Source organism: Rhodoplanes sp. P11 (assembly GCF_964266735.1).
Taxonomy (GTDB): Bacteria; Pseudomonadota; Alphaproteobacteria; order Rhizobiales; family Xanthobacteraceae; genus Rhodoplanes; species Rhodoplanes serenus.
Map to the genome: position 1 here is coordinate 128,676 of NZ_CAXWGY010000020.1, position 23,222 is coordinate 151,897.

Annotated in this window: 15 protein-coding genes; 6 read left to right on the forward strand and 9 right to left on the reverse strand. The window is 71.4% G+C overall.

The window, feature by feature from the left end; genetic code table 11:
* Positions 1-29 precede the first annotated feature (29 nt).
* The gene (locus ACFQUV_RS22235) at positions 30-3,539 is read right to left on the reverse strand and encodes a DUF3971 domain-containing protein (RefSeq protein WP_129611257.1); all 3,510 of its coding nucleotides are present in this window, start codon (positions 3,537-3,539) and stop codon (positions 30-32) included.
* 635 nt (positions 3,540-4,174) lie between these two features.
* Here ACFQUV_RS22235 and bcp point away from each other — a divergent pair.
* Positions 4,175-4,645 (forward strand): thioredoxin-dependent thiol peroxidase, encoded by a 471-nt coding sequence (gene bcp, locus ACFQUV_RS22240; RefSeq protein ID WP_129611256.1) that lies wholly within the window; start codon positions 4,175-4,177, stop codon positions 4,643-4,645.
* 20 nt (positions 4,646-4,665) lie between these two features.
* On the opposite strand, the gene ACFQUV_RS22245 is transcribed toward bcp, so the two are convergent.
* The 5 genes from ACFQUV_RS22245 to ACFQUV_RS22265 form a co-directional block, all read right to left on the reverse strand.
* Positions 4,666-5,916: a cyclic nucleotide-gated ion channel gene (locus ACFQUV_RS22245; protein WP_111383254.1), complete on the reverse strand. Its 1,251-nt coding sequence runs from the start codon at positions 5,914-5,916 to the stop codon at positions 4,666-4,668.
* A gap of 49 nt (positions 5,917-5,965) precedes the next feature.
* The gene (alaS, locus tag ACFQUV_RS22250; RefSeq protein WP_129611255.1) at positions 5,966-8,620 is read right to left on the reverse strand and encodes an alanine--tRNA ligase; all 2,655 of its coding nucleotides are present in this window, start codon (positions 8,618-8,620) and stop codon (positions 5,966-5,968) included.
* A gap of 836 nt (positions 8,621-9,456) precedes the next feature.
* Entirely contained in the window at positions 9,457-10,536 is a 1,080-nt protein-coding gene (gene recA / locus ACFQUV_RS22255; protein ID WP_129611254.1) for a recombinase RecA, read from the reverse strand.
* A gap of 607 nt (positions 10,537-11,143) precedes the next feature.
* The gene (locus ACFQUV_RS22260; RefSeq protein ID WP_129611253.1) at positions 11,144-12,154 is read right to left on the reverse strand and encodes a nitronate monooxygenase family protein; all 1,011 of its coding nucleotides are present in this window, start codon (positions 12,152-12,154) and stop codon (positions 11,144-11,146) included.
* On the reverse strand, positions 12,154-13,305 hold the full coding sequence (locus tag ACFQUV_RS22265; protein ID WP_129611252.1) for an acyl-CoA dehydrogenase family protein: 1,152 nt from the start codon (positions 13,303-13,305) through the stop codon (positions 12,154-12,156). The genes ACFQUV_RS22260 and ACFQUV_RS22265 overlap by 1 nt, the downstream gene beginning before the upstream one ends.
* Positions 13,306-13,474: 169 nt before the next feature.
* Between ACFQUV_RS22265 and ACFQUV_RS22270 the strand changes: the two genes are divergently transcribed.
* The 3 genes from ACFQUV_RS22270 to ACFQUV_RS22280 are packed head-to-tail and all read left to right on the forward strand — an operon-like array spanning position 13,475 to position 17,318.
* Positions 13,475-15,622 (forward strand): acetate--CoA ligase family protein, encoded by a 2,148-nt coding sequence (locus ACFQUV_RS22270; RefSeq protein WP_165364166.1) that lies wholly within the window; start codon positions 13,475-13,477, stop codon positions 15,620-15,622.
* Positions 15,619-16,557 carry a CoA transferase subunit A gene (locus ACFQUV_RS22275; RefSeq protein ID WP_129611250.1) on the forward strand — a complete coding sequence of 313 codons (939 nt, stop codon included), beginning with the start codon at positions 15,619-15,621 and terminating at the stop codon, positions 16,555-16,557. Before ACFQUV_RS22270 ends, ACFQUV_RS22275 begins: the two co-directional genes overlap by 4 nt.
* Positions 16,554-17,318, forward strand: coding sequence for a CoA transferase (locus tag ACFQUV_RS22280; protein WP_207211593.1), 765 nt, complete (start codon positions 16,554-16,556; stop codon positions 17,316-17,318). The genes ACFQUV_RS22275 and ACFQUV_RS22280 overlap by 4 nt, the downstream gene beginning before the upstream one ends.
* Positions 17,319-17,331: 13 nt before the next feature.
* On the opposite strand, the gene ACFQUV_RS22285 is transcribed toward ACFQUV_RS22280, so the two are convergent.
* Genes ACFQUV_RS22285 through ACFQUV_RS22295 form a run of 3 tightly spaced genes read right to left on the reverse strand, consistent with a single transcriptional unit; the run spans position 17,332 to position 19,863 of the window.
* Positions 17,332-18,255 carry an IclR family transcriptional regulator gene (locus ACFQUV_RS22285; RefSeq protein WP_129611249.1) on the reverse strand — a complete coding sequence of 308 codons (924 nt, stop codon included), beginning with the start codon at positions 18,253-18,255 and terminating at the stop codon, positions 17,332-17,334.
* Between the two features lie 6 nt (positions 18,256-18,261).
* Positions 18,262-19,062, reverse strand: a complete 801-nt coding sequence (locus tag ACFQUV_RS22290) for an IclR family transcriptional regulator (RefSeq protein WP_165364165.1) — start codon at positions 19,060-19,062, stop codon at positions 18,262-18,264.
* A gap of 18 nt (positions 19,063-19,080) precedes the next feature.
* The gene (locus ACFQUV_RS22295; protein WP_129611247.1) at positions 19,081-19,863 is read right to left on the reverse strand and encodes an enoyl-CoA hydratase/isomerase family protein; all 783 of its coding nucleotides are present in this window, start codon (positions 19,861-19,863) and stop codon (positions 19,081-19,083) included.
* A gap of 248 nt (positions 19,864-20,111) precedes the next feature.
* On the opposite strand from ACFQUV_RS22295, the gene ACFQUV_RS22300 reads away from it, so the two are divergent.
* The gene (locus ACFQUV_RS22300; protein ID WP_129611246.1) at positions 20,112-21,086 is read left to right on the forward strand and encodes a TAXI family TRAP transporter solute-binding subunit; all 975 of its coding nucleotides are present in this window, start codon (positions 20,112-20,114) and stop codon (positions 21,084-21,086) included.
* A gap of 36 nt (positions 21,087-21,122) precedes the next feature.
* A complete protein-coding gene (locus ACFQUV_RS22305; RefSeq protein ID WP_129611245.1) occupies positions 21,123-23,111 on the forward strand; it encodes a TRAP transporter fused permease subunit in 1,989 nt (662 codons plus the stop codon).
* Positions 23,112-23,222 lie beyond the last annotated feature (111 nt).

The window sequence follows — 23,222 nt, forward strand, 5'->3', positions numbered from 1 at the left end:
AGCGAGCCGACGCGGCGCGGCTCGCAGCCTCACTGCACGGCGGAGCGGGCGTCGCCGGCCGGCCGGTCGCCGCCGTTGCCGAAACTGTTCGACAGCGCGCTCGGGAACTCGAAGAACTTGCGCAGCACGCCGGGCGCCACCGCCGAGATCGGGTTGACGCGCAGGATCGGCGTGCCGGGCGTGCCGACCACCTCGTAGGTGACGCCGACCAGCCCCTCCTTGTCGCCGCCGCCGAGGAACAGGCCGACGATCGGGATCTGCCCGAAGGCGTTGTTGAGCCCGTACAGCGGCACGAAGGTGCCGCGCATCCGCACCTCGTTGGCGGCGTAGTCGAGCGTCCCTTCCAGCGTGGCGCCGACGATCGGGCCGCGCACCACGCCGTCGCGGATCGTCAAGCGGCCCGGCGACTTGCTGAACTCGACCCGCATGCGGCTGAACTCGACGCCCGGATTCTGCATGCCGGGCGCCCCGGAGGCGGCGACGCGATCCAGCGACGCCTCGCCCCGCACCGTGAAGTCGCGCACGTTCAGCAGGCCCTCCTTGGGGCGCTGGTCGGCGCTGGGCGGGTCCATGGCGACCCACATCTGGCCGCCGAACATGCGCGGATAGGTGTCGGTGAAGCGGAACAGCGCGCCGGCGTCCTTGCTCTCCAGATAGACCACCTGGCCGCCGCCGCCGACGCGGCCGCGCAGGTCGCCGATCAGCGCCGCATCGGCGCCGATCTTGGCCCCCAGCGTGAAGGCTTCGAGCTTGCCGCCGCGGCGCACCAGCTTGAGGTCGACGGCACGCAGCGCCTCGCCGTGGAAGCCGGCCAGCGCCCCGATCTTCATGTCGATGTCGACATCGATGCCGGCGCCCTGGCGCTTCTGGTCGGCGGCGGAGCCGCCCATCACCGACTTGACGAAGGCGCGGCCGTCGTAGACGTCGCCGCGCAGCACCACCTTCATGATGCCGTCGGCGCCGCGCTCGACCTTGAGGCTCGCCTTGTCGCCGTCCGAGAGGCCGAACACCGGGAAGGAGGCGGCGAGGAACTCGCCGTTGCCGTCGAGCTCGAGACCGCCCTTCACGGCCGCGCCGGAGCCCTCGACGACGACGTCCTCGAAGCGCGCCGCCTTGCCGCGGCCCACATAGGTGAAGGCGGAGCGCACCGTCTTGCCGGCCGGCTTCACCCAGCCCGGCAGCAGGTTGTCGATGCGCGCCTGGGTCAGGTCGGCGTCGACCGCGAAGCGGCTGTCCTGGTCGGGCGCGGCGGTCAGCCGGCCGGCGAGCTTGAGGGCGATCGGGCCGCTGACGGTCGGCCCGGTCTCGATGCCGAGCTTGCCGCGGGCGGCGTCGTCGAGGGTCGCTTGCAGGCGCAGCTCGGCATCCGGCTCGCCGTTCGCCTTGCGCAGTTCAATCGCCGCCGGCACGCCGCCGATGCGCACGTCGCCCTTGACCTGGTAGCCCTGCTGGTTGGCGGCGACCTTGAGGGTCTGGGCCTCGACCTTCTGGGACATGGCGAAGCGGTCGACGGCGAAATTGGTGATGTCGGCCGCCACTGCGTACTGGAACGAGCCGGGCGGCGGGTCGGAGCCGACCGGGGTCGTCACCGTCACCTGGGCGCTGACGGTGCCGCGGCAGGTGGCGGGATCGAGCGGCGGCGCCCCGGAGGCGTCGCGGATGCCGTCCAGCGCCAGGAACTCGGCCGCCGCCGGCGCCGGGCCGTCGACCCGGGCGCGCACCCGCGAGGGCGGCAGCGGCCCGTGCGAGTCGGGCACCTCGAACAGCCCGTTGGTCACCGTCATGCGACGGCCTGACGGCAGCTCGGCGACCCCGCGCCCGAGCGCCACCGTGACCTGCCGGCCGCGCACCCGCATGACCAGGTCGGAGTCGCGGATCGGCGGCAGCGCCCCGATCAGCCTGATCTGGGTGCCGGTGGTGACGATCTCGATGGAGAGCCCGTCGTCGGGCAGCGGCGGGCCGCCGGTGCGCAGCGTCGACAGCGGCGCGTTGGTGGCGATCTCGATGCGATCGAGCGAGCCGCCCGCCATGTTGTCCATCACCCATTCGCGCACCGGCGCGTTGATGAAGGGCGGCCACAGGCGCTTGAACGAGGCGGCCGACATGTTGCGGGCCGCCATGCCGACGACGAGGCGCGGGTCGGCGGTGGCGAGATCCACGAAGCCCGACGTCGCGATGGCGACATCGCCGCCGCCCGCCTCGCCGTGCTGGATCTCGAGCTTGCGGGTCGCCGGGTCGTAGCGGCCGCGCACCAGCAGCCGGTTGACGAGCAGCGGCGCCTCGCCGGCGGCGCCCGCCACCACGATGCTGCCGCCGCGCAGGCCGAGCTGCCAGGGGCGCCCGGGTTCGGCCGGCGGCTCGGCCTGGGCGATCAGGGTGAGCCGGGTGCCGCCGGAGACGAGCTGGAACGGCGACACGATCATGCCGCGCGCCGCATCCCATTCGAGGCTCGCCTCGAAGCGGTCGATGGTCACCCGGTTGAGGGCGTCGCCGACCTCGCCGATCATGCCGGGACCGACCAGCATGCGGCCGCTGGCGAATTGCGGCGTGCCGTCGGCGGCGATCTCGGCCCGCAGGCTCGCCGACACCGGCAGGTCGGACTCGACCGCCTGGTCGAGGCGCATCGCCATCAGGAGGTCGCGCACCGAGACCTTGCGGGCCTCCACCCGCACGGCGCGGCCGCCGGCGGCCGTCGGCTTCACGGCGCCGACCACCACCCAGGGGCGTTCGGGGTCCTGCGAGCCGAGCGTCACCGACAGCTCGCCCGGCTGCGGCCGCGTCATGGTGAGATGGATGTTCTCGAAGCGCGACTGACGGCCACTGCGCTGGTCGTCGACGACGAGATTGCCGCTCTTGAGGCCGAGCTCGGTGAGCGCGCCGCCGTCGAGGCCGAGACTGCCGAGGCTGTCGAGCCAGGCGAGCAGCGAGGCGACGTTCTCGGTGGCGGCGCGGGTCGACGGGGTGGCGGCCGTGCTGCCGGCGTTCGGCACCCCGGCGGCCGGTGCACCGGCGGCGGTCGGCTCCGGGTCGACCTTCAGCGGAACCGGCGCCGCGCCGGCGGCGGCCAGCACCGGCGAGGTGGCGATCGGCCGCTTGTCGGCGCCGGCGAACACCGTGACCTTGCCGTCGGTCTCGACCCGCAGCGCGATCTCGGCGCCGACCAGGCTGATGCTCTCGGCCCGCACCCGGCCGGTCAACAGGCCCGCCAGGGTGATGCCGGCCTCCGCCTTGGGGGCGGTGGCCACCACGGTGCCGTCGGTGTCGCGCACCACCACGTCGCGCATGCGCACCGCCATGCGGTGATTCTCGTCGAGCTCGATCAGCGTGCCGCCGACCTCGACGGCGTAGCGGTTGCCGAGCTTCTCGGCGATCGCGGCGGTCAGCCACGGCGTCGCGATGTCGAGCGGGATCGGGGCGGAGGCGAGCCGCCACCACAGGCCGCCGGCCAAAAGGCCGAGCACCGCCACCGGGATGCCGGTGGCCAGCAGGGCGATGCGGAGGCCGCGATGCGCGAAGGCGGCGACCAGGCTCTGCCGCACCGTCCAGACGACATCGTGCCGGGACAGGGAACGGCCCGGCCGCGCGCGGCCGGATGCGTGGGAGCGGGAACCTGCTGGGCGGGACGACGCCGGACGCGACGACGCCGGACGCGGACGGTCAGAAGCAGGCGAATCGAGCGCTGCGGCGCCGGTCGGGTCGGCGGCCCCGCGCGCTGCTCGCCGGCCCCGGCGAGTGGCGGCGACGAGGCAGCGTCCGAGCGCGCCCAGCATGGCGCCGAGGCGCCGGCCGGGTGGGCACGGGGCGGCGGCCGAAGCGGCTGCAGACGAAGCGGTTGCAGACCGAGCGGTTACGGACGATGCAGTTACGGACGACGTCGACCCGGAGCCCTCGCAACAGGCGCGCGCCGAGGCGGCCCGGGCGGCCTCTGCACACTTGTGCAGATGCAGGCTCGCCTCCAGGCTGCGCAGGGCAGCGAGCTTCGGATTGAGATCCCTCTCCGCCATGCGCTCCCTGGACGGCCCCGTTCCCTATCCGCACAATGCCTGCATGGTGCCCCTTCGTTCGCCTCCGGAGCGGCTTCGTCCGCTCGACGGTCGCGTCGATCGACAGGGACTTGTTTCCCGATGACCCCGGCTCCAGACAGAGCGCCGGGAAAGCGTCGAAAGGAAGGCATATGCCGTTGAAATTACGCGAAGGCGACCCCGCCCCCCCATTCCGACTGCCGCGCGACGGGGGCGGCGAGGTGTCGCTCGCCGACTTCCGCGGCCGCAAGCTGGTCCTGTACTTCTACCCCAAGGCCGACACCCCCGGTTGCACCCGGGAGGCGCAGGCCTTCTCGGCCCAGCGGGACGCCTTCGCGGCGGTCGGCACCGACATCCTCGGCGTCTCGGCCGATCCGGTGAAGAAGCAGAACAGCTTCCGGGACAAGCACGGGCTGACCATCCCGCTCGCCTCCGACGAGACCCACGCGATGCTCGAGGCGTACGGGGTATGGGGCGAGAAGTCGATGTACGGCCGCACCTTCATGGGCATCACCCGGACCACCCTGCTGATCGGGCCGGACGGCCGGATCGCCCGCATCTGGCCGGCCGTGAAGGTCGACGGGCACGCCGACGAGGTGCTGGCGGCCGCCACGGCCCTCTAGTCCGGCAGGCCGGATAAGGATCACGGCTGCGGGCCGTGCTCCTGCCCTTGCGCGATCTCCTCGGTCACCATGTCGCCGCGGCGGCTGACCAGATCGGAGCCGATGCGCTCGCGCACCACCTCGTCGATGCGCGCGGCGATGCGCGGGTCGCGCTCCATCAGGCGGTGCAGGTCGTTGCCATCGAGCACTAGCAGGTTGGCGCGGGTGAGCGCCGTCACGGTGGCGGAGCGGCGGGCCCGGCGCAGCACCGCGATCTCACCGAAGAAGTGGCCGACCCCGAGGGTGATGTGGCGGCCTCTCAGGTCGATGTCGACCGCCCCGCGGGCGATGAAATACATCGAGTGGGCGGGATCGCCGACCCGCACGATGACGTCGCCGGCATCCACCGTCTGGGCCTTGAGATGGCGCAGGATGTCGGCGATGGCGGCAGCGTCGAGGCCGGCGAACAGCGGCACCCGCGCCACCATGCCCCAGGTGACCACGAAGTCGCGGCGGTGGATCTCGTCCGCGAAGGCGGTGGCGATGATGCCGACCGGCAGCGCCACCATGGCCATGGCGGTCAGGATGGTGGCGGCCGCGATCGTCTTGCCGAGCGCCGTCACCGGCACGACGTCGCCATAGCCGATGGTGCCGAGGGTGACGAAGGCCCACCAGATGGCATCCGGGATGGTGCCGAGCTTGTCGGGCTGGACGTGCCGCTCGGCCAGATACATCAGCGTGGCGGCGAACAGGGTGGCGCCGAAGAAGATGACGAGGCAGCCGAGCAGCGCCCGGCGCTCGTTGTAGAGCGCATCGAGCAGCGAGCGCATGCCGGGCGAGTAGCGGGTGAGCTTGAGGAAGCGCACCACCCGGAACACCAGCACGATGCGCAGATCCTCCGGCACCGCGAAGATGAACCAGAACGGCAGGATGGCGAGGAGATCGATGATGCCGACCGGGCTCGTCACGTAGCGCCGGCGTGCCTGCCCGGGCGACAGGCTGCGCCACGGCGGGTTCTCGGGTGCCGACCAGACGCGCAGGCCGTACTCGACCGAGAAGACGACCAGCGACACGATCTCGATCGCGACGAAAGCCGAATGCCAGACCGCATCGATCTCCGGCACCGATTCGAGCACAACCCCGACCAGGTTGAGCATGATCAGGACGACGAGCGCCCGATCCACCGCTAGGCTGGTGCGGTCCGAGCCGGTGCCGTGCTCCAGCACGTCGTGAACCCGCCGCCGCAGGTCGCCGGTGCGCTTCTCGATCGTGCGCTTGTCGTGCCCCCGCATGCGCCGCTCCCGTGCCGGGCGCGGCCGTGGTGGCGCAGGGGCGTGGCCGTCACCCTTGCGCGATCGCGGCCGCCACCGCTTCCAGTGCCGCCTCGGCCTTGGCGCCGTCCGGCCCGCCCGCCTGGGCGAGATCGGGCCGGCCACCGCCGCCCTTGCCGCCGAGCGCCTCGGCGCCCTTCTTGACGAGATCGACCGCGCTGAACCGCCCGGTCAGGTCCGCCGTGACGCCGACCACGAGGCCCGCCTTGCCCTCGCCGGTGACGCCCACGATGGCGACCACACCGGAGCCGACCTGCTTCTTGCCGTCGTCGGCGAGGCTCTTGAGGTCCTTGATCTCGATCCCCGACACGGCCCGGGCGAGCAGCTTGACGCCGGCGACGTCGCGCAGGCCATCCGGCGCGCCGGAGGCGGCGCCGCCCCCCATGGCGAGCTTGCGACGGGCGTCGGCGAGGTCGCGCTCGAGCTGCTTCCTCTCGTCGAGAAGCCTGATCACCTGCTCGCCGACCTGGGCCGGCTGCACGCGGACGAGCTGGCCGAGCGCGGCGAGCTGGCGATCGGCCTCGGACAGGCGGCGGCGCGCGGCGGCGCCGGTCATCGCCTCGATGCGGCGGACCCCGGCGGCGACGCCGGCCTCCTGATCGATATAGACGAGGCCAATGTCGCCGGTGCGCCGCACATGGGTGCCGCCGCACAGCTCGACCGACCAGCCGAGCGCGTTCGATGCCTCGCCCATGGCGACCACCCGCACCTCGTCGCCATACTTCTCGCCGAACAGCGCGCGGGCGCCCGACGCGATGGCGTCGTCCACCGCCATCAGGCGGGTGACGACCGGGGCATTGGCGAGCACCTGGGCGTTGGCGATCTCTTCGACCCGGGTGATCTCGTCGTCCGACATCTTCTTGGGGTGCGAGAAGTCGAAGCGCAGGCGATCGGGTGCGACCATCGATCCCTTCTGGGCGACGTGATCGCCGAGCACCTGCCGCAGCGCCTCGTGCAGCAGGTGGGTGGCCGAATGATTGCGGCGGATATCACCGCGGCGCTGGTGATCGACCGCGAGGGCGAGGGCTTGGCCCGGCGTCAGGGTGCCCTCCTCGACGGTGACGTGGTGGACGAACAGGTCGCCGGCCTTCTTCTGCGTGGCGGTGACGCGCGCCCGCACGCCGTCGCCGGTCATCATGCCGGTGTCGCCGACCTGGCCGCCGGATTCGCCGTAGAACGGGGTCTGGTTGACGATCACGGCGCCCGTCTCGCCGGCCTTCAGCGCCGTGGCCTGGACGCCGTCGCGCACCAGCGCCAGCACCTCGCCTTCCGCCGTCTCGGTCTCGTAGCCGAGGAACTCGGTGGCGCCGAGGTTCTCGCGCAACGCGAACCAGACCGTCTCGGTGGCCGCCTCGCCGGAGCCGGCCCAGGAGGCGCGCGCCATCGCGCGCTGGCGCTCCATGGCGGCGTTGAAGCCGGCGGTGTCGACCTCGACGCCGCGGCCCTTGAGGGCGTCCTGGGTAAGATCGAGCGGGAAGCCGTAGGTGTCGTAGAGCGTGAAGGCGACGTCGCCCTTGAGCTTGTCGCCGCGGCGGAGGTCGCGCGCCTCGTCCTCCAGGATGGCGAGCCCGCGCTCCAGCGTCTTGCGGAAGCGGGTCTCCTCCAGCTTGAGCGTCTCGCTGATCAGCGCCTCGGCGCGCACCAGCTCGGGATAGGCCTGGCCCATCTCGCGCACCAGGGTGGGCACGAGCGTCCACATCAGCGGCTCGCGGGCGCCGAGCAGCTCGGCATGCCGCATGGCGCGCCGCATGATCCGGCGCAGCACGTAGCCGCGCCCTTCGTTGGAGGGCAGCACGCCGTCGGCGATCAGGAACGCGGAGGCGCGCAGGTGGTCGGCGATCACCCGGTGCGACGCCTTGAGCGGGCCGCCGGCATCGACGCCGGTGCGGTCGACCACCGCCTGGATGAGCGCACCGAACAGGTCGATGGCGTAGTTGTCGTGGGTGCCCTGGAGCACCGCGGCGATGCGCTCGAGCCCCATGCCAGTGTCGATCGAGGGGCGCGGCAGATCGAGCCGCCGGCCCTCGGCGAGCTGCTCGTACTGCATGAAGACGAGATTCCAGATCTCGATGAAGCGGTCGCCCTCGGCGTCGGGCGAGCCGGGCGGACCGCCCGGGATGTGCTCGCCGTGATCGTAGAAGATCTCCGAGCAGGGGCCGCACGGGCCGGTGTCGCCCATGGCCCAGAAGTTGTCCGAGGAGGCGATGCGGATGATGCGGCGGTCGGGCAGGCCGGCGATCTTCTTCCACAGCGCGAAGGCGTCGTCGTCGTCGGCATAGACGGTGACGAGCAGCCGGTCGGCCGGCAGGCCGTATTCCTTGGTGACGAGCCGCCAGGCGAGATCGATGGCGCGCTCCTTGAAGTAGTCGCCGAAGGAGAAATTCCCCAGCATCTCGAAGAAGGTATGGTGGCGCGCCGTGTACCCGACATTGTCGAGGTCGTTGTGCTTGCCGCCGGCGCGCACGCATTTCTGCGCCGTCACGGCCTGGCTGTAGGGGCGCTTCTCGAGGCCGGTGAAGACGTTCTTGAACTGCACCATCCCAGCATTGGTGAACATCAGGGTGGGGTCGTTGCGCGGGACGAGCGGAGAAGAGGGCACGATCTCGTGCCCGTTCTTCTGGAAGAAGCTCAAGAACGCCGACCGGATGTCGTTGACGCCGCTCATCGAAAGCTCATGGGTCCTGGGTGACGCGCGACCGCGCCCCACTGGCGAGCTAAGCGACGGTCCTGCCTTGTAATTCGAAGCGGTTTTAGCGGTGCGGCGGGGCCCTGTCCAGGACGGCCCGCGGGACATCCGCGGGAATCCGCCCGAGCGGCGCGCAGGGCCGACCGGCCGGCCCCTCACCGGCCGCCGAAACCGAGGACGAGGACGAGGCCGATCTCGGCGTGTCCCTTACCGGCGCCGCCGCGAGGATAATCCGTCACGTCCCACGAGCCGCCGGGGCCGGGTCGATACGATCGAGGCCGGGGCCATACGATTCCCACAGGCTCTACGAGCCGCCCCGCCGGGGTCGAGGACGATCCGGCATGCCCCACGGGCCCACAGACATCACCATGGACCAGAGACCACCATGGACCAGAGACCACCATGGACCAGAGAGCGGGTATCGAACAGACCGAGGCTCGGTCCGATCGAACTGCGTCGCCCGCGCCTGTGCACCGCCGCGGCAGGGCACCCCCCCTGCCCTTGCGCCACCTCCGACGGCGAACCGCCGCGGCAGTGGACGGCGCCTCCGATCGGCCGCTTCGCTTCTCACCGGGCCGCAGAGCCGCTCGGGCCGGCCACGTGCTCCCCGCGCGGCGATTCAGCGGCCCCCGGCGCCTCCCCGGCACCTGCGCGCGCCTAGGCAGAGCACCCCCAGGCGGAGCACCCTCAGGCGAAGCGCCCCCGAGGACGCATCCCTCAAGGGCAAGCCCCCAAAGGGCGCGAGCCCAAGAAGGTGCGACCCCAGGCGCCGGAGCTCTGCGACCGGCGTGGGGGAGTGGCGCTACGCCTCTGCGCTACGCCTCGCCGCCGTCGTCTTCCTCCTCGGGCTCGCCGGCCAGGATCTGCTCTGCGATCAGACCGGCGTTCTGCCGGATGGCAGCCTCGATCTTGGCGGCGACGTCCGGATTGGCGCGCAGAAAAGTCTTGGCATTCTCGCGGCCTTGCCCGATGCGGGTCGAGTCGTAGGAGAACCAGGCACCGGACTTCTCGACCAGGCCGGCCTTGACGCCGAGGTCGAGGATCTCGCCCATCTTGGACACACCCTCGCCGTACATGATGTCGAACTCGACCTGCTTGAACGGCGGCGCCAGCTTGTTCTTCACCACCTTGACGCGGGTCTGGTTGCCGATGACCTCGTCGCGCTCCTTGATGGCGCCGATACGCCGGATGTCGAGCCGCACCGAGGCGTAGAACTTGAGGGCGTTGCCGCCCGTGGTGGTTTCCGGCGATCCGTACATCACCCCGATCTTCATGCGGATTTGGTTGATGAAGATCACCATGGTGTTGGAGCGGCTGATCGAGGCCGTGAGCTTGCGCAGCGCCTGGCTCATCAGGCGCGCCTGCATGCCGGGCTGAGCGTCGCCCATCTCGCCTTCCAGCTCGGCGCGCGGCACCAGGGCGGCAACCGAATCGACCACCAGCACGTCGACCGCACCGGACCGCACCAGCGTGTCGGCGATCTCCAGCGCCTGCTCGCCGGCGTCGGGCTGCGAGATCAGCAGGTCGTCGAGATTGACCCCGAGCTTCCTGGCGTAGACCGGATCGAGAGCGTGCTCGGCATCCACGAAGGCGCAGATGCCGCCCTTCTTCTGCGCCTCGGCGACGCAGTGCAGGGCGAGCGTGGTCTTGCCCGACGATTCAGGCCCGAAGATCTCGACCACGCGGCCGCGCGGCAGCCCGCCGATGCCGAGCGCGATGTCGAGGCCGAGCGAGCCGGTCGATACCGTCTCGACGTCCAGCGGCTTGGTCGACTTGCCGAGCCGCATGATCGAGCCTTTGCCGAACGCCCGCTCGATCTGCGTGAGGGCGGCATCGAGCGCCTTGGTCTTGTCCATGGAGGAACCTTCTACGACACGCAGCGGGGCCGAAGCCATCAACGCCTCCTCTATGCCCGTGATTCTCGAGGGCGACAACGCGCGCGCCGCTCCTCCCACGGACCTTATGTACACTATCTGTTCCTTGTTCGCAATATGTTCTAACTCCTGGGGCGCTGTCCCAGGTCCGAAGTTGGTGTCCCAGGTCGGGAGGGACTGTCCTGGATCGGGCGGCCCGGCCATCGACCGCGTCACGGTCCGGGTGCCGGCGGTCGAGCAGCCGGCCACGCCGCCGCTCCTGGACGTCACCAGTACGCTGCTCGGCTTCGCCGTGCGACGACCCGCGACCGAGTATCCAAGGTACAGACCTGTGCCGGACCCGCCTGGTTCCTGATCGATGCGAGCCGGCCGGGGAAGCCGCTCACCGCCCCGGGAGCAAGTGCCGTTCCAGCGTTCTCGGGGCACCGACACGAGGACAAGCACGTCCTCTCCATGAGGAGAGATTGGCATCGTCCACGGAGGGTCGAACGTCGGCTTCCGGTCGTGGGAGACCGTCTGTGGCTCCAAGGCCGACCCGATCGCCACGCACCACGAAGCCGCGTGGCCGGCGATCCAGAACCGAAGGGCACCACCGCACCGATCGGCGCGGCCGCGGCGCCGCAGCCTTTCAGGGGGCGAGCCGGACCAGCCCGTCGAGGCGGTGGACCGCGGCGGCGGCCTCGGCGACCAGGCGGTCGACGATGCGGGCGAGCGGCTCGATCTCGCTGGTGAAGGCGAGCGCGTGCCCCATGGCGAGCGCGCCGCGCCGGGTGTCGCCGGTGCGATACGCCTCCCGGCCGATGCGCCCGGACACCAGCGGCAGGATGGTCTCAAGGCTGCCTTCGCCGCGCGCCTCGATGGCGGCGACCGCCGCCGCGGTCTCGTTGCGCAGGATGCGGATGGTGTTGCGCACCGACTGCATCACCAGCACCGTGTCGGTCTCGCGCGCCCGCACCACCGCTTCCTTGAAGTCGCGATGGGCGCCCAGCTCCTCGGCGACCAGAAAGCGGGTGCCGATCACCACGCCGTCGGCCCCCATAGCGAGGGCCGCCGCGATCTGGCTGCCGGTGCCGACACCGCCGCCGACGCAGTACGGGATCGACAACGCGCTCGCCGCCATCGCGGCCTGCACGAAGGTGCCGACCGGATCGGTGCCGGGATGGCCACCGCACTCGAAGCCGACGATGGCGACGGCGTCGACACCGGCCCGCTCGGCGCTCAGCGCGTAACGGACCGCCGGAACCTTGTGGATGATGCGCACGCCGGCCGCCTTCAGCATCGGCACGTATTCGGCCGGGCTGCGACCCGAGGTCTCGACGAAGGGCACGCCCTCGTCGACGATCACCTTCATGATCTCGCCGACCCGCTCGTGCGCGGCCAGCTTCGGCAGCATCGATACGTTGACACCGAACGGGCGGCCGTTGGTGAGGTCGCGGCAGCGCCGGATCTCCGCAACCAGGCCGGCATCGTCGGGAAAGCTCGCGGCGGTGATGAACCCCATCAGGCCGGCATCGATGGCGGCCGCGACCCAGTCGGCATCGGCCAGCCATTGCAGACCGCCGGCCAAGATCGGATGGCGGATACCGAACAGCGTGGTGATCCGCGTTTCGAACGCCGCCGTTTCGGCCGCCGGCCGCATCAGCCCGCCCGCTTGATCAGCTCGCGGGCGATCACGAGCTGCTGGATCTGCGTGGTGCCCTCGTACAACCGGAACAGGCGAACGTCGCGGAAGAAGCGTTCCACCTCGTACTCCGCCATGTAGCCGGCGCCGCCGTGGATCTGGACGGCGCGGTCGGCCACCCGCCCAACCATCTCGGACGCGAACATCTTGCAGGCCGAGGCTTCGAGCGTCACCGTCTCGCCGGCATCGCGCCGGCGCGCGGCGTCCCGAACCATCGTGCGCGCCGCATAGGTCTCGGCATAGCTGTCGGCCAGCATCGCCTGGACGAGCTGGAACTCGGCGATCGGCCTGCCGAACTGGCGGCGCGTGCGCCCATAGGCGACCGCCTCGTCGATCAGGCGCGTCGCCGCCCCGACGCAGACGGCGGCGATGTGCAGCCGGCCCTTGTCGAGCACCCGCATGGCGACCCGGAAGCCTTCGCCTTCGCGCTCGCCGAGGAGCGCATCGGCCGGCACCACGCAGCCGTCGAGGATCACGTCGCAGGTGTGGGCGCCCTGCTGGCCCATCTTGCGATCGGGCCGGCCGAGCGACAGGCCGGGAGCGTCGCGCTCGACCAGGAAGCAGGATATTCCGGCCGCCCCCGGCGCCTCGGAGGTCCGCGCCATCACGGTGAACAGGCCGGCCTCGGGGGCATTGGTGATGTACCGCTTGGTGCCGTCGAGCACCCACGCGCCGTCGGGGCGCCGCACCGCCCGGGTGCGCAGCGAGGCGGCGTCGGAGCCGGCGTCCGGCTCGGTCAGGCAGAACGATCCGACGATCTCGCCGGAGGCGAGGCCAGGCAGCCAGCGGCGCCGCTGCGCCTCGGTGCCGGCGAGCACCAGCGCCTGCGAGCCGATGCCGATATTGGTGCCGACCGCCGAGCGGAACGCCGGCGCGGCGCGTCCCAGCTCCATGGCGATCTCGACCTCCTCGGCCATGCCGAGGCCGAGGCCGCCCCACGCCTCCGGAATCGACAGGCCGTAGAGACCGAGGGCGCGCATCTCGGCGATCAGCTCCGGGCCGATCCGGTCCTCCTCGGCGACCCTGCGCTCGGCCGGAATCAGGCGCTCGTCGACGAACCGGCGCACCGCTTCCCTGAGCATCGCGAAGGTGTCGCCGTCCACTGCCATCTCGCTCGCTCTCCACCCGGTTGCGCTACCCGGCGAGGCCTACCGCGATTCCGGCCACGGGTCCAGGCTATTTCCATTATGCGGAATGCATTTTTATTTTCTTGATTTCGTGAGTCCCCGCGGGGCAGATTTCCGTCTCCGCCCAACGCCGTGCCCCGAAGGACCCGACGTGTCTCTGAAACAGCTTCTCGATCCCGGCTCCATCGCCATCGCCGGTGTCTCCAGTAAGGCGGCCACCTTCCAGGTCGGCGGACGCGCCGTGCTCGATCATCTGCGCCGGCACGGCTATCCGCATCGGATCGATATCGTGACCCGCGAGCCGGTCACCATCGACGGGCTCGCCAGCGTCACCCGGCTCGCCGATCTGCCGGAGGTTCCCGACTGCCTGGTCGTCTCGGTGCCGGCCGACGACATCTTCGACACTGTCGGCGAGGCGCTGCGGCTCGGTATCCGCGCCTTCGTGGTGATCACCGGCGGCTTCTCGGAGACCGGCCCGGAGGGCGCCGCCCGCCAGGCGCGGCTCGCCGCCCAGGTGCGTGACGGCGGCGCCGTGATGCTGGGGCCGAACACCACCGGCTTCGTCAATGTCGGGTCGCGCATCGCGGCGAGCTCGACCAGCCGCATCAGCGCGGCCCTGCCCGAGCCCGGCCCGGTCGGCCTGGTGGTGCAGAGCGGCGCCCTCGGCAGCGCCCTGATGGAGGAGGCGGTGCGCAATCGCATCGGTCTCAGCCACCTGATCTCCACCGGCAACGAAGCGGTGACCGAGCTGGCCGACTGCGTCGGTTTCCTGGCCGACGATCCCGCCACTCGGGTGATCGCCCTCTATGTCGAGAGCATGCGCGATCCCGACCGGCTGCTCGCCGCCGCCCGCCGCGCCCACGCGGCCGGCAAGCCGGTGGCGCTCTACAAGGCGGGGCGCACCGACGCCGGCCGGCGCGCCGCCGCCGGCCACACCGGGGCGTTGATCGGAGGGCGCGGCGCCTACGAGGCCGCCGCCCGCCAGCTCGGCTGGGTCGATGTCCACGCCATCGAAGACCTGTTGCCGGTCGCCAGCTATCTGACCGGGACCGGAGCCGGGGCGACGCGCAGCCTCGGCATCATCACCATTTCGGGCGGCTACGGCGGCTGTGTCGCCGACGCCCTCGACGGCACCGTGGCGCTGCCGTCGCCGGCCCCCGAGACCGTCGAGCGGATGCGCGGCGACATCCCGCCGTTCCTCTCCACCAAGAACCCGGTCGACATCGGCGGCACGCCGTTTCGCCGGCCGGGCGGCTTCGCGGCGTGCCTCGACGCCTACGCGGACGATCCGGCCTTCGACGCCATCGCGGTCGCCAACACCCCGATGGTGCCGCCCTGGGCCGCCGAGGTGGCCGACGCCGTGACGGCCACCACGCGACGCACCGGCAAGCGGATCACCGTGGTATGGCCGGCCGAGGTGTTCAACGCCGAAGCCCTGGCAACGATGCGCCGCGACGGCGTGCCGGTGTTCACCCGAGTCGACACCTTCGTGGCGGCGGTGAGCGGCGCCGCCCGGGTGGCGGCCGCCCGCGCGGCGCCGTCGCGGCTCCTGCGCGACGGCCGACCCGCCACACCGGCCGCCCCCGCGATCACGGCCGCCTCGCTCGCCGCGGCGAGCGAGGCGGAGAGCAAGCGCCTGCTGGCGGCACGCGGCCTCGCCCTGCCGCGCGAGACCTTCGTGCCCGGCCGCGACCTCGACGACGTCGCCGCGGACGCGGCGCGGATCGGCTATCCGGTCACCCTCAAGGGCATGGCGGCCGGCGTCGTCCACAAGTCGGAGCTCGGGCTGGTCGCCGTCGCGGTGCCGAACGAGCCGGCGCTGCACGCCCGGGCCGCCGCCATGCTGGCGAGCGCCGAAGCGCACCGGCTGGCATTCGAAGGCTTCCTGGTCGCCGAGACGGTGCAGCCGCGGGCCGAGGTGATCGTCGGCCTCGGCCTCGATCCGGAGTTCGGCCCCACCCTCACGATCGGGGCGGGCGGCATCTACACCGAGCTGATGCGGGACGTCGCCGTCCGCATCCTGCCGCTCGACCGCGACGAGATCGCCGCCATGATCGCCGAGACGCGCATCGGCCGCCTGCTCGCCGGCGCCCGCGGACGGGCGCCGCTCGACCTGCCGGCGCTGACCGACCTGGTCGCGTCGGTGGCGGCGCTGGCGCCGGCGCTCGGGCCGGACTTCGCCGGGCTGGAACTCAATCCGGTCGGGGTCGGGCAGACCGGCGAGGGCGCCTGGATTCTCGATGCCAGCGTATTCCGCGTGGAGGCCACCACCGCGATCGCCGCCGAGATCGTCGCATGACCGCCGACGGTCGCCGCGAGAAGCGCATCGCGCCCGACACGGTCGCGACGTTCCTGGCCGAGCATCTCGCCGACGGCGACCTGCTGGCGATCGGCGGCCTGTTCAAGCAGGGCCGGCCGATGGCGCTGGTACGCGAGGTGATCCGGCAGGGCCGCCGCGGCCTGCGGCTGGTCTCCTCGCCCGGCTCCGGCTTCGACGTCGACTTGATGATCGCAGCCGGCTGCGTCGCCGAAACCTATCTGGCAGCGGTGACGCTGGAGGACCGCATGTGTCCGGCGTTCCGCGGCGCCGTCGAGGCCGGCACCGTGACGGCCCACTGCGTCGACGCACTGTCGGTGGTCGGCGGCTTCCTGGCCGCCGCCAACGGAGTGCCGTTCCAGCCGGTGGCCGCCTGGAAGGGCTCCGACGTGCCGCGCCACAATCCGCTGGTGACCCCGATCACCTGCCCGTTCACCGGCGCGTCCCTCTACGCCACCCGGGCGATCCGGCCGAAGCTCGCGCTGCTGCACGCCCAGGAGGCCGACCGCTTCGGCAATGTCCGCCACCTCGCCACCATGACCTATGCGGACCAGCTCATCGCCCGCAGCGCCGACGCGGTGCTGGTCAGCGTCGACCGCATCGTGCCCGACGACGACATCGTGGCGCGCCCGCGCGAGACCTCGATCCCCTGCATCTATGTCGACGCCGTCGTCGAGATTCCCTACGGCGCCCACCCGACCGGCAGCTTCCCGCTGTACAGCATCGACGAGGCGGCGATCGAGCACTACGCCGAGATCGCCGAGGCGGCGCGCCGTGGCGGCGCCGGTGCCGACGCCCGGCTCGCCGACTACCTGACGCATCACGTCACCGGGCCGCCCGGCCACCCCGACTACCTCGACCGCATCGGCGGCGCCGCGCGGCTCGCCGCGCTCGAACGGGAGGCCGCACTGCCGTGAGCCCCGACTACACCCCGGCCGAGCTACAGGCCGTGTTCCTGTCCCGCGATCTGCGCGACCACGAACTCGGCGCCGCCGGCGCCGCGGCGGCGATTCCGATGGCCGCCATGCTGCTCGCCCGCCTCACCCACGCGCCCGACCTGCAGATCGCCGGCGAGATGTTCGTCAATCCGCGCCCAAAGCGGCTGTGGAGCTCGATGCTCGACGACCGCGCGCTCGGCGCCTGCGAGGCGGCCGAGACCTTCCTGGAGCTGTTCGGGCACTCGCATCGCGGCCTCGACTTCTTCTTCCACGGCGGCATGCAGGTCGACGCCCACGGCAACATCAATCTGCACCATGTCGGCGGCACCATCGACCGGCCGATGATGCGCGGCCCCGGCGCCGCCAACGTCTCCTATGCGGCGATGTCGAAGCGGTTCTACATCGTCACCGCCGTGCACACGCCGCGCACCTTCGTGCCGCGCGTCGACTTCGTCACGTCGCCCGGCTATCTCGACGGCCCCGAGAGCGTCCGTGCCGCCGGCCTGACCGGAGGGCCGCGCTTCTGCGTGACGCCGCTCGCCGTCATGGACTTCGATCCGGTGACGCTGCGGATGCGGCTCCGGCATGTGCATCCGTGGAGCTCGGTCGACGCCGTGGTGGCCGCCACCGGGTTTCCGCTGATCGTCGCCGCGCCCCCCACCCCGACGCCACGGCCGACCTCAGACGAGCTGCGGCTGCTGCGCGAGCGCGTCGACCCCGACGGCATGCTACGCCGCTGAGCGGTGACCGTCGTCAGCCGGCCGCCGAAGCGTCGTGCTCCGCCGGCGGCGCCGCGACTGCGCCGTCGCGGAGCTGCTGCTCGATGGCGCGGGCGATGGCGACCAGGCGCTGGCCGATCTTGCGCTGCTGCCAGGCCGGCAGATGGCGAGCCGGCGCCCCGCAGGCGAGCGCGTAGACGGGCGAGCCGCCGGGAAACACCAGCGGTGTCGCCACGCCGTTGATGTCGGTGTTCCAGCTCGCCGAGGCGGTGGTGTAGCCCTGCTGGGCGACTTCGCGGCGGCCGCGCTCGATGCTGGCGAGCAGCGTGTCCCAGTGCTTGGCGTGGCGTTCGCGCAGATGGTCGAGCAGATAGGCGAACTCGACCTCGGGCAGCGGCGCCATCAGGGCGTGGCCGGTGGCGGTGCCGGCCAGCGGAATCCGCGAACCGACCTCGAGCCGCAGCGTCATCAGGGTGTTGAGGCTGTGGCAGACCTCGACCTCCATGACGTCGAGGCGGTCGCGCGCCGCGAGCGAGGCGTGCACGTTGAAGGTATCGGCGAGCTCCTTGAGATAGGGCCGCACCAGCTCGCCGATTCCGAACGGCTCGCGCGCCGCGAAGCCGAGGGCGAGCACCGCGGTGCCGAGCCGGTACTGCCGGCGGCGGGCCGAGTAGTGCAGGCAGCCGAGGCCGACCAGCGCCTGAAGCAGGCGCGAGGTGGTCGGCTTCGGCAGGCCGACCCGGTCGGCCACCTCCATGCCGCCCAGCCAGGTGGCGTCGGCGGTGGCGAACGCCTCCAGCACGACGAGCCCGCGGGCCAGCGCGTTGACGAAGTCGCGGTCCTCGCGGACGACGCCGCGCTGGCGTCGCTGCCGCACCCGGTCGCGCGGTGCCAGACCGCGCGCCGGCGGCGCGTCGACATCGAAGGAGTGCGGGCCGTCGAGCTCGTCGCCACTCATGCAGGGTCACTCGTTCCAGAAGCTCGCACCGAGCTGGTCCATGCGGTGGCTGATCTCGCTCGACATCGCCATCAGGGCCGGCCCCAGCTCGCGATGAAAGACAGCCTTGTCGAGGTCGCGCCGGCGCGTGCCGCAGTTCAGCGCCAGCACGGTGTCGCCGCGGTCGAGCCACACCGGCGCGCCGACCGCGTAGATCTCCCGCCGCCAGTGGCCGAACGAGGTGGAGAAGCCGTGCGCCTCCACCTCGGCGAGGGCGGCGCGGACCGTCGCCGCGACGGCGTCGGCCTCGGCGCCGCTCGCCGCGCGGATCGCCGCGAGACACCGCGCCCGTGCCTCCGGCGGCAGCGCCCACAGATACGCGCGCCCCATGGCGGACAGCGCCATCGGCACCAGCGCGCCGACCCTCAGCCGCATCGTCACCGTCTCGGGACCCGAGCAGTAGTGCAGGTACAGCATGTCGGCACCGTCGCCGATGCCGAGCGCCACCGACATCTCGTAGCGGTCGGCCATCGCCTGCATCAACGGCCCGGCGACCTGGCGGACCGGCAGCGTGCGCAGCAGCGCATGGCCGAGGCCGGTGACCTTGTCGCCCAGATGATACTGGCCGTGGATGCCGACCTGGCGAAGATAGCCCATGCCGCACAGCGTGTAGGTCAGCCGCGCCACCGTCGCCTTGGGCAGGCCGGTCCGCTCGGCGATGTCCTTGTTTCCGAGCGGCGCGTCGATCGCCCGGAACGCCCGCAGGATGGCGAGCCCGCGGGCGAGCGAGACCACCTCGGCCGCCTTGTCCTTCGGGGAATCCGACACCACCATGCTCCCGGCCCGCTAGGTGCCGCTCCACACCGGAGCGCGCTTCTCGGCGAAGGCGCGCGGGCCTTCCTGGGCGTCCCGGCTGGCGTAGACGCGGCCGTAGATGCGCTTCGCCTCGGCGAGCCCGGCGTCGCAGCCGAGGCTCATGGTCCGCAGGATCGATTCCTTGCCGGCGGCGACCGACAGCGGCGCATTCGCCAGGATGGTGCGGGCGAGCCGGTCGGCCCGTGCCCGCACCGCCTCGACGGTCGGCTCGACGTAGTTGACGAAGCCGAGCGCATGCAGCCGCTCGACGGTCTGCGGCTCGCCGGTCAGCACCATCTCCATCACGATCGGTTGCGCCATCTGCCACAGCAGCGGCATCGCCCACGGCGAGCCGCGGCCACGCTTGGCCTCGGTGATGCCGCCGGTGGTGCCGGCCAGCCCGACCCGCAGGTCGGCGTTGAGCGACAGCATGAATCCGCCGGCGGCGAAGTGACCCGTCATGGCGGCCACGATCGGCACCCTGACGCGCCGCATCCGCTCGTGGAACGGGTCGCGCACCAGGTTCAGCACGTCGATCCCGCGGGCGGCGATCTCGGACGCTTCCTTGAGGTCCATGCCGGCGCAGAAGGTGCCGCACGGCGCCGCGGTGAGCACCACGGCCCGGATCTCGCGCCGGCAGTCGATCTCGTCCCACAGGTCGTGCAGCCGGTCGGCGGCCGCCACCGAAAGTGCGTTGCGCCGTTCCGGCCGGTTCAAGGTGATGGTGGCCAGGCCGTCCGCGACCTCGAACAGCACGCTTTCCTCGGGGCTCATCGCCGCTTCCCTGCTCTCTGGACGTCGCATGATGACATGGCGCCCAGCCTACACCAAAAGTCCGCTGTGCGGAACTAGTTTTCAAAATAGTTGTGCACCCTCGCGTTCTGTGCGACCCTCGGTCGGGCCGAGAGGGTCCGGCCGCCGCGCCCGCGACCACGGTCCCGCTCCGCCGGACCTGTCCCGGGCGCGACCGGCGGGCCCCACCACGAGAAGCGGCCAAGCAGACCATCACGGGAGGAATCACGATGAGGAAGACGACATCTGGTCTTGGAGCCCGGCTGCGGGCCGCCAGCCTGGCGGCCACGGCGCTGATCGGGCTCGCAGCCGTCGACGGCGCCCGCGCCGAGACGCTGACGCTCGGCTCCACCAACGCCACCTCGAGCCACTACCAGATCGCCGTCGGCATGGCCCAGGCGATCGAGGCGGGCAATCCGGGCACGACCGTAACGGTGGTCGAGACCGGCGCCAGTGTCGACAACGTCCGCCGTCTGGTGCGCGGGGAAATCGACCTCGGGCTGGTCGCCGGCGACGTCTTCGTCCAAGCCAAGACCGGCGCCGGCCAGTTCGAGGGCCGCGCCGTGCCCGACCTCGTCGCCCTCTATCCGTACGACAACTCGATCATCAACATCGCGGTGCGGGCCGACAGCGGCATCACCGAGCTGGCCCAGCTAACCGGCAAGCCGTTCACGCCCGGCATCCGCGGCAGCGGCGGCGAGCTCCTGATCACCCAGAGCTTCGGTCTGCTCGGCATCAAGCCGAACTACATCTACGGCACCGTCAACGACGCCATCGAGGGCGTCCGCAACAAGCAGCTCGTCGGCTACAGCAAGTACGCCGCCGCCGACCGCGTCGACGCCACCTTGCGCGAGCTGATGACCTCGGTCGACATGCGCATCCTCGGCTTCACGCCCGAGCAGCAGGAGAAGGTGAAGGCGAAGATCCCGGGCGTCGGCTTCCTCACCCTGCCGGCCGGCTTCATCAAGAACAACCCGACGTTCACCACCCCGTCGGTGCCGATCGTCTATGCCACCCGCCTGTCGCGGATGAACGACGCCACCGCCCGCAAGGTCGCCCAGGCGATCGACAAGAACCGGAAGTTCCTGATCGATGTGTGGCCGCAGCTTCGCGACTACGACTTCAAGAAGTCGCTGCTCTCGACCGCCGACATCGGCATCGCGGTGCATCCGGGCGCCCTCGCCTACTGGCAGGTCGCCGAATAGCGGCCGACGCTCCTCGAGCCCTCGCGAGACATCGACATGGCCGACGCTCCGACGACCTCACGGGTGACCACGGGGGCCGCTGCGGCGGCGCGGGTGGTGCTCATCGGCTTCGCCCTGTTCCAGCTCTACACCTCTTTCACGGGCATGCTGGAACCGCTGGTGCAGCGCGGGCTGTTCCTCGGCTTCAGCCTCGGCTCGGTATTCCTGCTCGCGGCGGCCGAGCGAACCGGCTGGGGCAAGGCCCCGGCCTTCCAGTGGACCGATGTTCTGCTCGCGCTGGGAGGCTACTGGGCTTGCTTCCACGTCGCGTTCGGTAACCGGCGCCTGTCCGACTTCATGGTCGAGCTCGGCCCGCTCGACATGGTGCTCGGCGTCGTCGCCATCGTGCTGGTGCTGGAGGCGGCGCGGCGGACCATCGGCTGGTTCCTGCCGATCCTGTCGCTCGCCGGCCTGCTCTACTTCTATCTGGGCCACGATTGGATCACCGGGGCGTGGCAGCCGCCCCGCGTCTCGACCCTGACGATGATCGAGACCGTCTACGCCTCGACCGAGACCCTGTTCGGCTACATGACCGACATGGGCACGCGGGTGATCGCGGTGTTCATCGTGTTCGGCTCGCTCCTGCTCAGCACCGGGGCGACCGAGATCTTCATCAAGCTCGCCACCCTGGTGGCGGGACGGAGCTGGGGCGGCCAGGCCAAGGTATGCACGGCCTCCTCGGCGCTGTTCGGCACGGTGACCGGCTCGGCGGTCGCCAACGTGATGGCGCTCGGCCCCGTCACCATCCCGACCATGCATCGCGCCGGATACACCAAGAGCTACGCGGCGGCGATCGAGGCGGTGGCCTCGGCGGGCGGGCAGATCATGCCGCCGGTGATGGGGGCCGGCGCCTTCATCATGGCCGAGATGCTCGACATTCCGTACTCCAGCGTCGTCGTGGCGGCGTTGATCCCGGCCATCCTGTACTTCATGACCATCTGGTTCAGCGTCGGCTTCCGCGCCCGCAAGATGGGCATCGCACCGCTCGCGCGCAGCGAGATGCCGACCGCACGCGAGCTCCTCGACCCGTTCACGGCGCTGCCCATGTACCTGCCGGTGATGGTGCTGATCGGGATGCTGGCCCTCGACTACACCCCGACCCTGGCGGGCGTCGCCGCCGTGGTGGTGCTGCTCGGCACTCTGGTGGTGCTGCGCGGGCTCCAGTGCCTCGTGGAAGGGCGTCGCGCCGACCTCGGCGCCACCTACGTGACCCTGCTGCGCCAGATCCTCGATGGCCTGTACGACGGCGGCCGGGCCATCGCCATGATCGCGGTGCTGCTCGCCTGCGCCGCCATCGTGGTCAAGGTGCTGACCGCGACCGGCGCCGGCGTCAAGGTGTCGAGCCTCATCCTGTCGCTGTCGGGCGACAACCTGGTGCTGGTCCTGATCCTCACCGCCGCGCTCGCCATCCTGCTCGGCATGGACGTCCCGACCACCGCGTCCTACATCCTCGCCGCCGCGGTGGCGGCGCCGATCGTCGTCAAGCTCGGCGTCGCCCCGCTCAACGCCCATCTGTTCATCTTCTACTTCGCGATCCTGTCGGCCATCACGCCACCTGTCTGTGCCAGCGTGTTCGCCGCCGCCTCGATCGCCAAGGTGAACTTCTGGCGCGTGGCCGGCCACGCGGTGGTGCTGGCGATCGGTCTGTACCTGATCCCGTTCCTGTTCGTCTTCCGCACCGGCGTGCTGATGGAGGGCTCGTGGGTGCAGATCGCCTACGACAGCACCGTCACGGCGATCGCCATCGTGGCCATCACGGCGGGCTCGGCGGGCTACTTCGTCCGCCCGCTGTCGTGGCCGCTGCGGCTCGCGATGTACGCGGCGGCGGCGCTGCTGTTCTATCCGGCCGTGTGGAGCGACGCCGCCGGCCTCGTCGCCATCGCGACGATCGGGCTGGTCGGGCTTCGGCGCGAGCCGCCCGCAGCGCAGGCGACCGGGACGACGGCCCCGCTCGGGCGCCCGCGAGCCGATGCGCCGCTGCTGTGACGAGATCGTCGCGGCGACGGACGTGATCGGTCCGTCGCCACCGCCTCCTCCAGCGAGGTCGACACCGGCGCACCGTCGAACGCGACGCCGGATCGAGTTGGACTGGACGTC

What these genes read in the sequence shown, in the direction of transcription:
- alaS (WP_129611255.1), bottom strand. Translation starts at nt 8,620, where the DNA reads ATGAGCGGCGTCAACGACATCCGGTCGGCGTTCTTGAGCTTCTTCCAG.
- ACFQUV_RS22245 (WP_111383254.1), bottom strand. Translation starts at nt 5,916, where the DNA reads ATGCGGGGGCACGACAAGCGCACGATCGAGAAGCGCACCGGCGACCTG.
- ACFQUV_RS22265 (WP_129611252.1), bottom strand. Translation starts at nt 13,305, where the DNA reads ATGGCAGTGGACGGCGACACCTTCGCGATGCTCAGGGAAGCGGTGCGC.
- ACFQUV_RS22305 (WP_129611245.1), top strand. Translation starts at nt 21,123, where the DNA reads ATGGCCGACGCTCCGACGACCTCACGGGTGACCACGGGGGCCGCTGCG.
- ACFQUV_RS22285 (WP_129611249.1), bottom strand. Translation starts at nt 18,255, where the DNA reads ATGAGTGGCGACGAGCTCGACGGCCCGCACTCCTTCGATGTCGACGCG.
- ACFQUV_RS22295 (WP_129611247.1), bottom strand. Translation starts at nt 19,863, where the DNA reads ATGAGCCCCGAGGAAAGCGTGCTGTTCGAGGTCGCGGACGGCCTGGCC.
- ACFQUV_RS22300 (WP_129611246.1), top strand. Translation starts at nt 20,112, where the DNA reads ATGAGGAAGACGACATCTGGTCTTGGAGCCCGGCTGCGGGCCGCCAGC.
- ACFQUV_RS22260 (WP_129611253.1), bottom strand. Translation starts at nt 12,154, where the DNA reads ATGCGGCCGGCGGCCGAAACGGCGGCGTTCGAAACGCGGATCACCACG.
- bcp (WP_129611256.1), top strand. Translation starts at nt 4,175, where the DNA reads ATGCCGTTGAAATTACGCGAAGGCGACCCCGCCCCCCCATTCCGACTG.
- recA (WP_129611254.1), bottom strand. Translation starts at nt 10,536, where the DNA reads ATGGCTTCGGCCCCGCTGCGTGTCGTAGAAGGTTCCTCCATGGACAAG.
- ACFQUV_RS22275 (WP_129611250.1), top strand. Translation starts at nt 15,619, where the DNA reads ATGACCGCCGACGGTCGCCGCGAGAAGCGCATCGCGCCCGACACGGTC.